Origin of the sequence: Bradyrhizobium sp. 6(2017) (genome assembly GCF_011058295.2) — a bacterium.
Lineage (GTDB): Bacteria > Pseudomonadota > Alphaproteobacteria > Rhizobiales > Xanthobacteraceae > Bradyrhizobium > Bradyrhizobium septentrionale.
The window spans coordinates 4,232,336-4,247,304 of the sequence record NZ_CP049289.2; the positions used below are offsets into that span (position 1 = coordinate 4,232,336).

The 14,969-nt window shown below is 65.8% G+C and carries 15 protein-coding genes; 11 read left to right on the top strand and 4 right to left on the bottom strand.

What is annotated here, in order from left to right; translation table 11 throughout:
- The first annotated feature begins 219 nt into the window (after positions 1-219).
- The 4 genes from cysS to G6P99_RS19595 all read left to right on the top strand — a co-directional run bounded on the left by cysS (position 220) and on the right by G6P99_RS19595 (position 4,267).
- On the top strand, positions 220-1,635 hold the full coding sequence (gene cysS, locus G6P99_RS19580; RefSeq protein WP_029078554.1) for a cysteine--tRNA ligase: 1,416 nt from the start codon (positions 220-222) through the stop codon (positions 1,633-1,635).
- Positions 1,632-2,138 (top strand): GNAT family N-acetyltransferase, encoded by a 507-nt coding sequence (locus tag G6P99_RS19585; protein ID WP_029078555.1) that lies wholly within the window; start codon positions 1,632-1,634, stop codon positions 2,136-2,138. Before cysS ends, G6P99_RS19585 begins: the two co-directional genes overlap by 4 nt.
- A complete protein-coding gene (gene cimA, locus G6P99_RS19590; RefSeq protein ID WP_029078556.1) occupies positions 2,135-3,733 on the top strand; it encodes a citramalate synthase in 1,599 nt (532 codons plus the stop codon). The genes G6P99_RS19585 and cimA overlap by 4 nt, the downstream gene beginning before the upstream one ends.
- 156 nt (positions 3,734-3,889) lie before the next feature.
- Complete coding sequence (locus tag G6P99_RS19595) at positions 3,890-4,267, top strand: VOC family protein (protein WP_029078557.1); 378 nt, start codon at positions 3,890-3,892, stop codon at positions 4,265-4,267.
- A 155-nt stretch (positions 4,268-4,422) separates the two neighbouring features.
- Here G6P99_RS19595 and G6P99_RS19600 read toward each other — a convergent pair whose 3' ends face one another.
- Positions 4,423-5,028, bottom strand: coding sequence for a TIGR00730 family Rossman fold protein (locus G6P99_RS19600; RefSeq protein ID WP_029078558.1), 606 nt, complete (start codon positions 5,026-5,028; stop codon positions 4,423-4,425).
- Between the two features lie 237 nt (positions 5,029-5,265).
- On the opposite strand from G6P99_RS19600, the gene G6P99_RS19605 reads away from it, so the two are divergent.
- The 4 genes from G6P99_RS19605 (at position 5,266) to G6P99_RS19620 (ending at position 10,040) form a co-directional block, all read left to right on the top strand.
- Positions 5,266-7,254, top strand: a complete 1,989-nt coding sequence (locus G6P99_RS19605) for an ABCB family ABC transporter ATP-binding protein/permease (RefSeq protein ID WP_029078559.1) — start codon at positions 5,266-5,268, stop codon at positions 7,252-7,254.
- A gap of 141 nt (positions 7,255-7,395) precedes the next feature.
- The gene (locus G6P99_RS19610) at positions 7,396-8,094 is read left to right on the top strand and encodes a phosphatidylserine decarboxylase (RefSeq protein ID WP_029078560.1); all 699 of its coding nucleotides are present in this window, start codon (positions 7,396-7,398) and stop codon (positions 8,092-8,094) included.
- 78 nt (positions 8,095-8,172) lie between these two features.
- Positions 8,173-9,051, top strand: coding sequence for a CDP-diacylglycerol--serine O-phosphatidyltransferase (gene pssA, locus G6P99_RS19615; protein ID WP_029078561.1), 879 nt, complete (start codon positions 8,173-8,175; stop codon positions 9,049-9,051).
- Between the two features lie 269 nt (positions 9,052-9,320).
- On the top strand, positions 9,321-10,040 hold the full coding sequence (locus G6P99_RS19620) for an RraA family protein (RefSeq protein ID WP_029078562.1): 720 nt from the start codon (positions 9,321-9,323) through the stop codon (positions 10,038-10,040).
- Positions 10,041-10,102: 62 nt separating this feature from the next.
- On the opposite strand, the gene G6P99_RS19625 is transcribed toward G6P99_RS19620, so the two are convergent.
- Positions 10,103-10,717, bottom strand: coding sequence for a TerC family protein (locus G6P99_RS19625; protein ID WP_029078563.1), 615 nt, complete (start codon positions 10,715-10,717; stop codon positions 10,103-10,105).
- A gap of 189 nt (positions 10,718-10,906) precedes the next feature.
- The gene (locus G6P99_RS19630; protein WP_245284525.1) at positions 10,907-11,302 is read right to left on the bottom strand and encodes a hypothetical protein; all 396 of its coding nucleotides are present in this window, start codon (positions 11,300-11,302) and stop codon (positions 10,907-10,909) included.
- 401 nt (positions 11,303-11,703) lie between these two features.
- On the opposite strand from G6P99_RS19630, the gene G6P99_RS19635 reads away from it, so the two are divergent.
- A complete protein-coding gene (locus G6P99_RS19635) occupies positions 11,704-12,531 on the top strand; it encodes an SDR family NAD(P)-dependent oxidoreductase (RefSeq protein WP_029078566.1) in 828 nt (275 codons plus the stop codon).
- On the opposite strand, the gene G6P99_RS19640 is transcribed toward G6P99_RS19635, so the two are convergent.
- On the bottom strand, positions 12,509-13,963 hold the full coding sequence (locus G6P99_RS19640) for a PLP-dependent aminotransferase family protein (protein ID WP_029078567.1): 1,455 nt from the start codon (positions 13,961-13,963) through the stop codon (positions 12,509-12,511). The two genes, G6P99_RS19635 and G6P99_RS19640, sit on opposite strands and share 23 nt — an antisense overlap.
- Positions 13,964-14,051: 88 nt before the next feature.
- Between G6P99_RS19640 and G6P99_RS19645 the strand changes: the two genes are divergently transcribed.
- Positions 14,052-14,459: a cupin domain-containing protein gene (locus G6P99_RS19645; protein ID WP_084518308.1), complete on the top strand. Its 408-nt coding sequence runs from the start codon at positions 14,052-14,054 to the stop codon at positions 14,457-14,459.
- Positions 14,456-14,923, top strand: a complete 468-nt coding sequence (locus tag G6P99_RS19650; RefSeq protein WP_029078569.1) for a carboxymuconolactone decarboxylase family protein — start codon at positions 14,456-14,458, stop codon at positions 14,921-14,923. The genes G6P99_RS19645 and G6P99_RS19650 overlap by 4 nt, the downstream gene beginning before the upstream one ends.
- Positions 14,924-14,969: the final 46 nt, after the last annotated feature.

Here is a 14,969-nt window from a genome sequence, read left to right on the forward strand (position 1 = left end):
CGTTGGCGTGATTTTGGCCCGCCCCGGGCGCTGCAAATCGCCCGAAAACAGCCCCTTGACGCCATGCAGGGGGCATGAGACAGGATGGAACCATGAACGGCCACCTCGCCATCTGCAGCATTTGCCGCGAGATTATTAGCTAGCGATTCGCTGGCTGAGGCCGTCTTTTCTCAATCACCCTGAGATCACTGGACGCCCGGCCGCGAGGACAGGTGATCCATGGAATTGCGCCTTTACGACACGTTGACCCGGGAGAAGCGGCCGTTCGTGCCGCTCGATGCCAATAACGTCCGCATGTATGCCTGCGGACCGACGGTCTATGACTTCGCCCATATCGGCAACGGCCGCGCCGCTGTTGTTTTCGACGTGCTGTTCCGCATGCTGCGCCATCGCTATGGCGCCGGCCACGTGACCTATGTCCGGAACGTCACCGACGTCGACGACAAGATCAACGTCCGTGCCGCGCGGGATTATCCCGGCGTGCCGCTGAACGAGGCGATCCGCAAGGTCACCGAGCAGACCTATCAGCAATACCAGGACGACGTCACGGCGCTGGGCTGCTTGCCGCCCACGGTGCAGCCGCGCGCCACCGAGCACATCCCGGAGATGCGCGCGATCATCGAGAGACTGGTCGCCGGCGGCTTTGCCTATGTCGCCGAGGATCACGTGCTGTTCTCGCCGCAGGCTATGAACGCGGCCAATTCGGAGCTGCCGCGCTACGGTGCGCTGTCGAAGCGTTCGCTCGACGAGATGATCGCCGGCGCCCGCGTCGATGTCGCGCCTTACAAGCGCGACAACACCGACTTCGTGCTGTGGAAGCCGTCCAAGCCGGGCGAGCCGTCATGGCCGTCGCCATCAGGCATCGCGGTCGAGGGCCGGCCCGGCTGGCACATCGAGTGCTCGGCGATGGCCTGGAAGCATCTCGGCGAGAAGTTCGACATCCATGGCGGCGGCATCGACCTGGTGTTCCCGCACCATGAGAACGAGCTCGCACAGACCTGCTGCGCGTTCAACTCCGACCGCATGGCCAATGTCTGGATGCACAACGGCTTCCTGCAGATCGAAAGCGAGAAGATGTCGAAGTCGCTCGGCAACTTCTTCACGATCCGCGATCTCCTGGCCGATTGGCCGGGCGAAGTGCTGCGGCTCAGCATGTTGCGGACGCATTACCGCTCGCCGCTCGACTGGACGCTCAAAAGCGCGGAGGAGGCCGCGCGAACGCTCGACGACTGGTATGCGGTTGCGGCCGATGCCGAGCCCGGCGCGCCATCGCCGGCGATGGTCGAGGCGCTTTACGACGACCTCAACACGGCGCAGGCGATCGCGGTGCTGCATGGCCTCCGCAACGCCGCGTCGGCGAGCGAGCAGAGCCGCAAGGAGTTTGCCGGTTCGCTCCGGCTGCTCGGCTTCCTGTCGGAGAGCGCGGCCGCGTGGGAGGGGCGCAAGCAGCAGGCGAGCGGCGTCGATGCTGCCGCCGTCGAGGCGCTGCTCGCCGAGCGCACCGCGGCGCGCGCGCGCAAGGACTTCAAGGAGTCCGACCGGATACGCGATCAACTCGCCGCGATGGGCGTGGTGATCAAGGATGGCAAGGACGCCGACGGCAAGCCGATGACCACCTGGGAGGTTGCGCGATGAGCCGCTCCGCACCCGCATTGCGCCCGTATCTGCCCGACGACGCGCCGCTGCTGGCGGCGATCTTCACGGCCTCGATCATGGACCTGACCGGCGACGATTACAGCGAGGCGCAGCAGGAAGCCTGGGCGGGGGCCGCCGACGACGAGGAGGCCTTCGGCAAGAAGCTCGCCGGGCAGCTGACGCTGATCGCGACATTGCAGGGCGCGCCGGTCGGCTTCGCCTCGCTGAAGGGGGCCGATCACATCGACATGCTCTATGTGCATCCGAGCGCGGTGGGGCAGGGTGCGGGCAGCGCGCTGTGCGACGCGCTGGAGAAGATCGCGAGCGCCCGCGGCACCAAGGCCCTGAAGGTCGACGCCAGCGACACCGCGCTGGAATTCTTCCGCAAGCGCGGCTACGTCGCGCAGCAGCGCAATACAGTCACCGTCAACGACGAATGGCTCGCCAACACCACGATGCAGAAGACGCTCGACGGTGTCGCGACGCCGGGAGGCCACGCATGAGCCGCGAACGCCTCTATCTGTTCGACACCACGCTGCGCGACGGTGCGCAGACCAACGGCGTCGATTTCACGCTGCAGGACAAGCAGGTGATCGCGGCGATGCTCGACCAGCTCGGCATCGACTATGTCGAGGGCGGCTATCCCGGCGCCAATCCGACCGACAGCGAGTTCTTCAGCAGGAAGCCGGTCTTCGACCATGCGCGCTTCACCGCCTTCGGCATGACGCGGCGGCCGGGCCGCTCGGCGTCGAACGATCCGGGGCTTGCCGCCATCCTCGAGGCCAGGGCGGACGCGATCTGCTTCGTCGCAAAATCCTCCGCCTACCAGGTCCGCGTCGCACTCGAGACCACCAACGAGGAGAACCTCGCCTCGATCCGCGACAGCGTCGCGGCTGCGAAGGCGCTCGGCCGCGAGGTGATGGTCGACTGCGAGCATTTCTTCGACGGCTACAAGGAGAACCGCGACTATGCGCTCGCCTGCGCGAAAGCGGCCTATGAGGCCGGCGCGCGCTGGGTGGTGCTGTGCGATACCAATGGCGGCACCATGCCGCATGAGGTCGAGACCATCGTCGGCGACGTGATCAAGCATGTGCCGGGCGCCCATGTCGGCATCCACGCCCATAATGACACCGAGCAGGCGGTGGCCAATTCGCTCGCCGCGGTGCGCGCCGGCGCGCGGCAGATCCAGGGCACGCTCAACGGCCTCGGCGAGCGCTGCGGCAACGCCAATCTCTGCTCGCTGATCCCGACCTTGAAGCTGAAGCAGGAGTTTGCCGAGAAGTTCGAGATCGGCGTCACCGCGGAGAAGATGGCGACACTGATGAAGGTGTCGCGCACGCTCGACGACATGCTGAACCGCGCGCCCAATCGCCATGCGGCCTATGTCGGCGAGAGCGCCTTCGTCACCAAGACCGGCATCCATGCCTCCGCGGTCATGAAGGATCCGCAGACCTACGAGCACGTGCTGCCGGAGTTGGTCGGCAACCACCGCAAGGTGCTGGTCTCCGACCAGGCGGGCCGCTCCAACGTGATGGCCGAACTCGACCGCGCCGGCATCGTCTATGACAAGGGCGATCCGCGGCTGACCCGTCTGGTCGAGGAGCTGAAGGAGCGCGAGGCCGCCGGCTTCGCCTATGAATCCGCCAACGCCTCGTTCGAGCTCCTGGCGCGGCGCACGCTCGGCAAGGTGCCGGAATATTTCAAGGTCGAGCAGTTCGACGTTAATGTCGAGCAGCGCTACAACGCCAACGGCCAGCGCGTCACGGTGGCGCTCGCGGTGGTGAAGGTCGACGTCGACGGCGAGCGGCTGATCTCGGCCGCCGAAGGCAACGGTCCGGTCAATGCGCTCGACGTGGCGCTGCGCAAGGATCTCGGCAAGTACCAGAAATATATCGACGGGCTGAAGCTGATCGATTACCGCGTGCGTATCCTCAATGGCGGCTCCGAGGCGGTCACGCGCGTGCTGATCGAGAGCGAGGACGAGACCGGTGACAGCTGGACTACGGTCGGCGTGTCGCCCAACATCATCGACGCCTCGTTCCAGGCGCTGATGGATTCATTGGTCTACAAGCTGGTGAAGTCGGGCGCGCCGGTGTGAGTGGCTAGGCCGTCATTCCGGGGCGCGTTGAAGACGCGAACTATGGTTCGCAATTGCGCACCTGAGAATCTCGAGATTCTCAGATGTGCAATTGCACATCATAGTTCGATGCTTCGCATCGCCCCGGAATGACAGCATAACGAGGAGGGCGCTTGCATGATCGACCACGTCTCCGTCGGCGTCCGCGATCTCGAGCGCGCCGCGCGGTTCTACGAACCGACGCTGGCCGCGCTCGGCCTGACCCGTGTGGTCACGCGGCCGGCGACGATCGGCTTCGGCAAGGCCTATCCCGAATTCTGGATCAATCTGCGCGCCACGATGGCGCAGGTCGCGCATGAGAGCGGCAGCCATATCTGCCTGCGCGCCAAGACCACCGCCGAGGTCGATGCCTTCCATGCCGCCGCGCTGGCCTCCGGCGGCTTATCCGATGGCGCCCCCGGCCTGCGCCCGCACGACCGGGTGCGCTACTACGCCGCCTTCGTCCTCGACCCCGACGGCAACCGCATCGAGGCCGTGACGTTTCCGAGCGAGTGAGTTTAAATCAGGCGTTCGATTATCCCGACCCGTCATCCTGAGGAGCGCGTAACGCGTCTCGAAGGATGCACGGCCACAGTTGGGCCGTCGTGCTTCGAGACGGCCGCCGCGCGGCCTCCTCAGCATGACGGTGTAGGAGCTGCGAGCCCGAGACGTTACAGCCGCCGCGCCACTTCCGGCGCGAGTTCCTTCGCGGCCGCCGGCTTTCCAGCCACCGCGGAACGGAGCCGCGGCAGGATATCGTCGACGCGGTCGGCCATCAGCACGTTGATCGGAAGCGTCGCGCGGATGAATTCGGTCGTGCGCATGTGGCTCAGCAGCGAGAGCAGGGGTTCCCAGAAGTTGTCGATGTTGGCGAGCAGGATCGGCTTGTGGTGACGGCCGAGCTGCTGCCAGGTCAATTGCTCGACCAGCTCCTCCAGCGTGCCGATGCCGCCGGGTAGCGCCACGAACGCATCCGAGCGCTCGAACATCAGCCGCTTGCGTTCATGCATGTCGGGTGTGACGATCATCTCCTGAACTGAGGTCAGCGCGTTCTCGCGCGCGCGCAGGAATTCGGGAATGATGCCGGTGACCGAGCCGCCATGGTCGAGGGTGGATTTTGCCACCGCGCCCATCAGGCCGATCGAGCCGCCGCCATAGACCAGGCGCACATTGTTTTCGGCAAAGCTCTTGCCGAGCGCGATGGCAGCTTCGATGAAGCGGGGATTGTTACCGGGGCCGGAGCCGCAATAAACACAGACAGTCTTGATTTGGTTCATACGTTCCTTGTGGCACTGCAGCGTAAACAGGGTCAAGACTCGCATATGGGGATTGAGGGTCAAAAAATCCCGTAAATTCCCGCGAATCGCGAACAAATTTCGCCATAAGCCTGTACGCGACATTCAAACGATCTATATGACGAGCACAATGGCAAATCGTGGAAAAGCTGTGGCAGCGGACCGCCGCGCCGGCATGGCAGTGCTCTTCGTTACCCTCCTGGCGCGGGCGGGCTCCTGATGGTGCCGCCGCAACCTCATGTGACCGCTGCTGCAGCGCCCGCGGCCGCGGCGCCGGCCGTCGAGAAGGGGACGCTGGTCGGCACCCTCGTTCATCTCTGGCCCTATATCTGGCCGGGCGATCGCGCCGATCTGAAGACGCGCGTGATCTGGTCGGTGGTGCTGCTGCTGTTCGCCAAGCTCGCGACGCTGTCGGTGCCGTTCACCTTCAAATGGGCGATCGACGCGCTGAACGGCACGGGCTCGGCGCCGGTCGCGGCCTCGAACTGGGTGGTGTGGCTGATCGCCTCTCCGGTGCTGATGACGATCAGCTACGGCGCGGTGCGCATCATCATGGCGGTGCTGACGCAGTGGCGCGACGGCATTTTCGCCCGCGTCGCGATGCATGCGGTGCGGCGGCTCGCCTACATCACCTTCGTGCACATGCACGAATTGTCGCTGCGCTTCCATCTCGAGCGCAAGACCGGCGGCCTGACCCGCGTGCTGGAGCGCGGCCGCTCCGGCATCGAGACCATCGTGCGGATGGTGATCCTGCAGCTGATCCCGACCATCGTCGAGGTCGCGCTGCTGGCTGCGGTGCTGCTCTGGCAGTTCGACTGGCGCTATGTGCTCGCCGTGCTGCTGACCGTCGTCGTGTTCATGTACTTCACCTACATTGCGACCGAGTGGCGGATCGAGATCCGCCGCAAGATGAACGATTCCGATACCGAGGCGAACACCAAGGCGATCGACTCGCTGCTCAACTACGAGACGGTGAAGTATTTCGGCGCCGAGGAACGCGAGGCCAGCCGCTACGACCGCTCGATGGAGCGCTACGAGCAGGCCAGCGTGAAGACCTATACCTCGCTTGCGGTGCTCAACACCGGGCAGGCGATCATCTTCACCGCGGGCCTGACCGCGACCATGCTGATGTGCGCGTTTGGCATCCGCAACGGCACCCACACCGTCGGCGATTTCGTGCTGATCAATTCGATGATGATCCAGCTCTACCAGCCCTTGAATTTCATGGGCATGGTCTATCGCGAGATCAAGCAGGCGATCATCGACATCGAGAAGATGTTCGACGTGCTGGAGCGCAATCCCGAGGTCAAGGATTTGCCGGGCGCCAAGCCGCTTGCGGTGTCCACAGGCAGTGTGCGCTTCGAGGATGTCCGCTTCGCCTACGAGCCCGACCGGGCGATCCTTAAAGGTCTGAGCTTCGAGGTACCGGCCGGCAAGACGGTCGCGATCGTCGGTCCCTCCGGCGCCGGCAAGTCGACGATCTCGCGGCTGCTGTTCCGGCTCTACGACGTTTCGAGCGGCCGCATCCTGATCGACGGGCAGGACATCAAGACAGTGACGCAGGCCTCGCTGCGATCGGCGATCGGCATGGTGCCGCAGGACACCGTGCTGTTCAACGACACCATCCGCTACAACATCCGCTATGGCCGCTGGGACGCCAGCAATGAGGAGGTCGAGGAGGCGGCACGGCTGGCGCAGATCGACGGCTTCATCCGGATGTCGCCGCAGGGCTATGAGACCCAGGTCGGCGAGCGCGGCTTAAAGCTCTCCGGCGGCGAGAAGCAGCGCGTCGCGATCGCGCGCACGGTGCTGAAGGCGCCGCCGATCCTGGTGCTGGACGAGGCGACGTCTGCGCTCGACAGCCACACCGAGCACGAGATCCAGGGCGCGCTGGAGCGGGTGTCGCGCAACCGCACCTCGCTGGTGATCGCGCATCGGCTCTCGACCATCGTCGGCGCCGACGAGATCATCGTGCTGGACCAGGGCCGGATCGCCGAGCGCGGCACCCATGCCCGGCTTTTGGCCGGCGGCGGCCTCTACGCCAGCATGTGGAACCGGCAGCGCGAGGCCGAGGAGGCCCGCGAACGGCTCGCCCAGGTCGATGACGATGGCCCGGCGCCGAATCGCCCGCCGCCGCCGGTCACCGAATCCTCTGACGATTCCACCCCGGTTGCGGGTGAGAAGCCCTTGCCGACCGCCGCGGAATAGTCGATTTAGGGCATGATCCGGAAAAGTGCGAAGCGGTTTTCCGAAAAGATCATGCTTAAACAACCAACTAAAGAGCGATGATCCCATCGCGCTTTAGGGCCTCTCCCGCCAAACCGGGCGGGGAAACGCAAGCGAGCTTTGATGTCGATCGCCAATTCCATCCGCGCGCAGATCCCGCCGATCCACCCCGAGGGGTATCCCTTCATCGGCGGATTCGCGCTGGCGAGCTTGATCCTGTTCTGGATCTGGACCCCGCTGGGCTGGATCGGCACGCTGCTCACGGTCTGGTGCGCGCTGTTCTTCCGCGATCCCGTCCGCGTGACGCCGCTGCGCGACGGCATCGTGGTGTCGCCAGCCGATGGCCGCGTCTCGATGGTGGTGCAGGCGCTGCCGCCGGCCGAACTCGGCCTCGGCGATAAGCCTTTGCCGCGCGTCTCGGTCTTCATGAGCGTGTTCAACTGCCATGTGAACCGTAGCCCAGTGGTCGGCCGCATCGACCGCATCGCCTATCGGCCCGGCGCGTTCATCAATGCCGAGCTCGACAAGGCGAGCGAGGACAATGAGCGCAATTCGCTTGTCATCTCGACCGCCAACGGGCGCATCGGCGTGGTCCAGATCGCGGGCCTGGTGGCGCGCCGCATCGTCTGCTTCGTCAAGGAAGGCCAGTCGATCGGCGCCGGCGAGCGCTTCGGCCTGATCCGCTTCGGCTCGCGGCTCGACGTCTATCTGCCCGAGGGCACCAAGGCTTTGGTCTCCGAGGGCCAGACCGCGGTTGCCGGCGAGACGATCTTGGCGGATTTCCGCGGCGCCGATCCGGGCCGCACCTACCGCGCCGATTAACTCTGTTTCCCCAGCTTTATCGGCTGGTTCCCGGTGCAATGGCGGAGCCGGGCCATGCTTGCTATATTACCAAGCATGATGCCATCCGATCCCAATTCCACCGAGTTTCGCCGCCGGCGGTTCCGCCCGATTCCGGTGCGAATGCTCGTGCCGAACATGATCACGCTGCTGGCGATCTGCGCCGGCCTCACGGCGATCCGGCTGTCGACGGAAGGGCGGATGGAGCTTGCGGTCGCCGCCATCGTGTTCGCCGCGATCCTCGACGGCATCGACGGCCGCGTCGCGCGCCTGATCAAGGGCCAGTCGAAATTCGGCGCCGAGCTCGACAGCCTGGCCGACTTCGTCAATTTCGGCGTCGCGCCGGGCCTGATCCTGTATTTCTGGACGCTGCATGAACTGAACAATGGCGGCTGGATCGCCGCGATGGTGTTCGCGATCTCCGGCGGCCTGCGGCTGGCGCGCTTCAACGCCTCGATCGACGATCCGAACAAGCCGGCCTTCGCCGCCAATTATTTCACCGGCGTGCCGGCGCCGGCCGGCGCGATTACCGTGCTGCTGCCGATCTATCTCGCCTTCCTCGGCGTGCCGATGCCGCCGGCGACGCTGACCGCGTTCTACACGCTCTTGATCGCGTTCCTGATGGTATCGCGGCTGCCGGTGTTCTCCGGCAAGACCGTGAAGATGCGCGTGCCGCCGGAGATGGTGCTGCCGGTGTTCGTCGCCGTGGTGTTCTTCGTGGCGCTGTTGATCGGCTATCCCTGGCACATCCTGTCGGCCGGCTCGGTGCTGTATCTGATCAGCCTGCCCTGGGGCTGGAAGTCCTATCGAGACCAGGAGCGCAGCCTCGCCGCGCAGACGCAGGCGGCGGGTGCAGCCGCGCCGGCATCTGCTGCCGCGCCCTACGCGGCACCGGCCGCGGAGAGTGACCGGGACGATCGTCCGACGCATTTGCACTGACACATCTGCCTGCCCCGTCATCCTCGCGCAAAGGCTTCGCCTTTGTCGCCGGAGGAGCGCGTAGCGCGTCTCGAAGTATGCACGGCCACCAGCGGGGCCGTCGACCCTTCGAGACGGCCGCTGTGCGGCCTCCTCAGGGTGACGGGTATGAAGTTCGTTCGCTCTCTCCCAAATATCAGCCATGAGCGTGGCTCGGTTGGGTTCGCCGCCGATCTCGGCTATAGGCCTAAGACCGGCCAGCGAACGCCAAAAATCAGGAGAGAAACGCCGTGACGACATCCGCTTCCGCCCCGCTTCCTGCCTCCGTCCTTGAAGCGTTGGCGCGCTACGACACGCCGACGATCTGCAACGCGATGGAGATCGTCGCGCCGGAGCGCCGTCTGATCGGCTACACCGTGAAGCCGCTGGTCTGCCCGTTCCCGACGCTGCCGCCGATCGTCGGCTATGCGCGCACGGTCGCGATCCGCTCGGTGCTGAAGTCCGGCCTCTCGGCCGAGGAGCAGTCGAAGCGCCGCATCGAATATTACGAATATGTCGGCACCGGCTTCGGTCCGCGCATCTCCGTGATCCAGGATATCGACGGGCCCGATGTCGGCTACGGCGCGTTCTGGGGCGAGGTGCAGAGCGCCGTACACAAGGCGCTCGGCTGCCTCGGCGTCATCACCGACGGCTCGATCCGCGACATCCCGCAATGGGCCCCGGGCTTCCAGGCGCTGGCCGGCTCGATCGGCCCTTCACACGCCTGGGTACATGCCGAGAGCTTCGGCGGTGAGGTCCGTGTCGCCGGCATGACGGTGCGCTCCGACGATCTGATCCACGCCGACAGCCACGGCGCGATCGTGATCCCCCACGAGATCGCGGCCAAGCTGCCGGAAGCCGCCGAGCTCTGCGGCCGCCGCGAGACCCCGATCCTGGACATCGCGCGCAGCAAGGATTTCACGCTCGAGAAGTTGAAGGAAGCGCTGAAGCGCTCGGCGGAAATTCACTGAGGCAGCATGCGCTGTCGAACTAGGAACGGCGGGCCATGAGGCCCGCCGTTTTGCCTTCAGCCTCACGCCGGCGCGACCTTCGCGATCTCGGACGCGCCGCGCACCGTCATGTCGATGGCGACGTACAAGATCACGGCCAGGCCGACATAGGCGATCCAGCGATGGTTCTGCAGCAGTTTTGCGATGAAGCTGGCGGCCGCGCCCATCATCGCGATCGAGAGCGCGAGCCCGAACACCAGCACGATCGGCTGCTCGCGCGCCGCACCTGCCACGGCCAGCACGTTGTCGAGCGACATCGAGACGTCGGCGACGATGATCTGGGTCGTCGCCTGCAGCAGCGTCTTGCGCGGCGCCTCGGTCCCGCCATGCGCGGTCGTGGTCTCGTGTTCGGTGGCGCGCAGCTCGCGCCACATCTTCCAGCACACCCACATCAGCAGGATGCCGCCAGCCAATAGCAGGCCGACGATCTGCATCAGTTGTGTGGTGACAAGGGCGAACAGGATGCGCAGCAGCGTGGCGGCGCCGATGCCGATCAGGATCGCCTTGCCGCGTTGCTTCTGCGGCAGGCCGGCCGCGGCAAGGCCGATCACGACGGCGTTGTCGCCGGCCAGCACGAGGTCGATGACCACGACTTGCAGCAATGCGCTGAGGGCGTCGAGTGAAAACAGGTCGGACATGGATCATGCTCCCCTTGAGGTCGGGGAGTGGACCGGTTCGACGACGCCGGCTGTTGCCGTCATGCGGACGGAAAATCCGCCACGACGCTGGTCACGTCGCGGGTCGAAGCAGGGCCACTCCAACTGAGTTCCAGTCCGACATCGCAGCTTGTGGCTGCCAGAGGGGCCCGGCCTGGGATTACGGTCGCGTTACCGACGCAGCGCGGCCTGTTCCTCGAAGAACAGCGCCGCCTGATCCGGCTCGCCGAGGATCGCCGCCGCGCACCCCATGAAGGTGAACGCCCCGGCAAAATCCCACAGCGTGAGGTTCGCCGCGCTGCTGCGCACGTGGATCACGCACGCGGCCATCGCGGTAATGGCTGCCTCAGCGAACAACAACAGGCTGAGCGCGGGCAGCACGAGTGCGGGCTCAACCAGACGAACCGTCAGGATGATCGGCAGCGCGGTGAGCACGCCGAACAGCAGGAGCATGCCGTACGGCTCCAGCGAGGGAGCCTTCCGCAAAATCCGGTCTGGAATGGTCGAGGACATTTCGATCCCTGCCGATCCTTTCCGACCCTTGCCGATCCTGGCCTTGTCGTTCATCTCGACGATATCAGAACGCATTCACCTTGACGCGCGGCGCGGCGCCGCGCGACTGCAGGTCGCGCGACAAGCTGACCATGCAGGCATCGTATTTGCACTGGTCAGCAACGCCCTTGGGGCCATCTTTCTGCGGGGATGAGGTCGTGTTTGGTGATAAAATCCCGAACCATCACGTCGATGAGCGCCGCCTGCGGCGCGTCAGGAACCAGGAGGCCGAGCAGATGCGCGACTGCCCAATGGGCCATGCGGCCGCTCTGGGTGACCATGGAGCGGGAGGCCCTGGGCCAACCATGATGGACGCCGTTTTGGCGCCGCCGGCGGCGTGGCATGCCATGGCAATGTCCGCAAGGGGCCTTTATCTTCGGTGGCAGCGCTGGGCGTACGATCGAAAGGCAATTTCGATGAATATGGCAGGCAAGACGGTGCTGATCACCGGTTCCACCGATGGCGTCGGCCGCTACGTCGCGATGAAGCTGGCTTCCGCCGGCGCCCGGGTGCTGATCCACGGCCGCGATACCAAGCGGGCGCAGACCCTGGCCGACGAGATCAAGCGGGTCAGTGGCCGCGAGCCGATGTTCTATCAGGCCGATCTGTCCTCACTGGCCGAGGTCCGCGAGTTCGCCCAGCTGGTGCTCGACGATCAGGAGCGGCTCGACGTGTTCATCAGCAACGCCGGTATCGGCTCGCAGAATGAGGGGCCGGCGCGGCAGACCAGCAAGGACGGCCACGAGCTGCGCTTCGCGGTGAACTATCTCGCCGGCTTCTTGCTCGCGCATCTGCTGCTGCCGCGGCTCAAGGCGAGTGCGCCGGCGCGCATCGTCAATGTCGCCTCGCTCGGCCAGCATCCGATCGATTTCGACGACGTGATGATCACGAAGAACTATAGCGGCGCGCGCGCCTATGCGCAGAGCAAGCTGTCGCAGATCATGTTCACCATCGAGCTTGCCGCGGAGCTCGAAGGCTCCGGCGTGACCGTCAATGCGCTGCACCCGGCGACCTATATGAACACCACGATGGTGCGCGCCAGCGGCGCGACGCCGATCTCGACCGTCGAAAAGGGCGGCGATGCCATCCTGCGTCTGGTCCATGACGACGATGTCGCAGGCCAAAGCGGGCTGTTCTTCGACGGCAGGCGCGAGGTGCGCGCCCATGCCCAGGCCTATGATGCCGAGGCGCGCAAGCGGCTGCGGGCGCTGAGTCTCGCGCTTACCGGCTTGCGGGCTTCCTGACGCGGCGTGACGCCGGCGCGCCATGGGTGCGGTCTTGCGCGCGGATCGCCGCGAACAGACGCTTGCAGGCGGCCTGAACGCCGCGATCGGGCACCGTTGCAATGCCGAGCAGCAGGCCGGGCTGCGCGCGCTTCGATGAGACATACCAGGGCGAGAGCGGGGCGGGCGCCAGCCCATGCGCGAGCGCCTCGCGTGCGATTGCGACATCGTCGGCCTTGTCCGGCAGCGTCAGCATCACCGCGAGGCCGGCAACCCGCACATCGTTGCTCCACGTCCGCAGCGCAGCCGTCAGCGCATCGCGGCTGTCGCAATAGGCCCGTTTGGTTCGTCGGAGATGGCGGATGTAATGGCCCTCTCGCATGAACTCCGCGGTCGAAAGCTGTACCGCCGGTCCGGGGGCAGGGGCGAGGCACGTCGCCACGTCGGCGAACTGCGCCGCCAGCGCTTCAGGGGCAACCAGGAAGCCGAGCCGAAGCGTCGGCGAGATCGTCTTGCTGAACGAGCCGAGATGGATCACGCGGCCGGCAGGATCGAGCGAGGCGAGTGCGGGCGCGGCGCGGCCGTCGAGCTGCAACTCGCCGAGATAGTCGTCCTCGATGATCCAGGCGCCGGCCTGCGCGGCCCAGTCCAGCAGCTGCGCGCGGCGCCCCAGTGACAGCGGCGGGCCGAGCGGCGCCTGCTGTCCCGGCGTCACGACCGCGAGCGCCGCGTCGGGTGCGTGCCGCAGGCCGTGCTCGACATCGATGCCATTGGCATCGACGGGGATCGGGACCGGCTCGAGCCGAGCGAGCTCGAGGCCCTTCCGGGTCAAAGGAAATCCCGGGTCTTCCAGCCATGCGCGGCGGCCTTCGAGGCCGAGCACCCCCAGCGCGAGGCCGAGGCCGCCGCTGAAGCCCGACGTGATGACGATCTGTGCCGGCGAGCATTCGATCCCGCGCGCGATCGCAAGATGCGCTGCGATCTCGCGTCGGAGTTCGATCTCGCCGCGCGGATCGATGGTGCGCGTCACCGCGCTCAATTCCGCCCGCACGGCGCGTGCGCGGATTCGCGCCAGCAGCTTGGCGGGGAGGGTCTCTTGCGCGGGGACACCCATCCGGAAGATGCCCTGACCGCTCAAATCCTGAAACATCTCCACGACCGAGCCGGGAACGACCGGCGCGTCGGGCTTCGCCGCTTTCCTCGGCCGCATCGCGACGGTGGTGCCGTTCGCCTTCGACGACACGATGTGCTGCGCGTCCGCCAGTCTGTCGTAGGCCGCCCGCACGGTGCCGCGCGCGACGCCGAGCTGGGCGGCGAGGTCGAGCCATGACGGCAGCCGGGCGCCCGGCACCAGCACGCCATTGTCGATCGCCGCCGCAATCGCCTTGCGGATCTGCTCGGACAGCGGCGTCCTGGCCGAGCGGTCGAGCGCGATGGGAAGCGGGTTTGGCATGGCCCGTGGTACACCAATTCGGTTCATTCTTGGTGCTTCATTTTGGCCGTGTGCGCCCGCATTTATTTGTCAGCAATGGAGGCACATGATGAATACCTTATGGACGACGCTGCTGGCCTGCGCCGCGCTTGCGACCCCTGCGATGGCGCAATCGGTGACGCCGAAATTCGAGCACGCAATTACCAACATTCCCGGCAAGTCGCTGATCGCGGTCGAGGTGAATTTCCCGCCGGGCGAGCCGTCGGCGCCGCATCATCATGCCAAGTCGGCTTTCCTTTATGTCTACATTCTGCAGGGCGCGATCGAGAGCCAGCTGGAGGGCGAGGCGGCGCACGTCTATCGGGCTGGCGACAGCTTCTTCGAGCCGCCCGGCGCGCATCATGTGCTCGGCCGAAACGCCAGCGCGACCGAGCCGGCGAAGCGGCTTGCCGTGTTCGTCGTCGACAGCAACGACAAGGCGCTGACCGTCTTCGACAAGGAAGGACACAAGCAGTGAGCATGCGGATCGATTACAACAAGGCCGCGCCCGCCGGCATCAAGGCGCTCGGCGGCGTCTATGGCTACATCACGCAAAGCGGGCTCTCCGCGACGCTGATCGAACTGGTCTATCTGCGCATCTCGCAGATCAACGGTTGCGCCTACTGCCTCGACATGCACACGCGCAGCCTGCAGAAAATGGGCGTCAAGATCGAGAAGCTGGCGCTGCTGCAGGTCTGGCGCGAGGCGGAGACGCTGTTCGACGCCGAGGAGCGCGCAGCGCTGGCCTGGGCCGAGACGGTCACGCGCGTGTCGGAGACCGCGATCCCGGACGCGGATTATCAGGCAGCGCGCGCGGTGTTCAACGAGAAGCAGCTGGTCGACCTGACCATCGCAATCGGACTGATGAACACCTACAACCGGATCGCGATCGGTTTCCGCAATCCGCCGCAGGCGGTGGTCGAGCATTCGGCGGCGGCGTGAATGCGCAAATCTCGTAGGGTGGGTTAGCCGCCCACGAGTGCGGTCG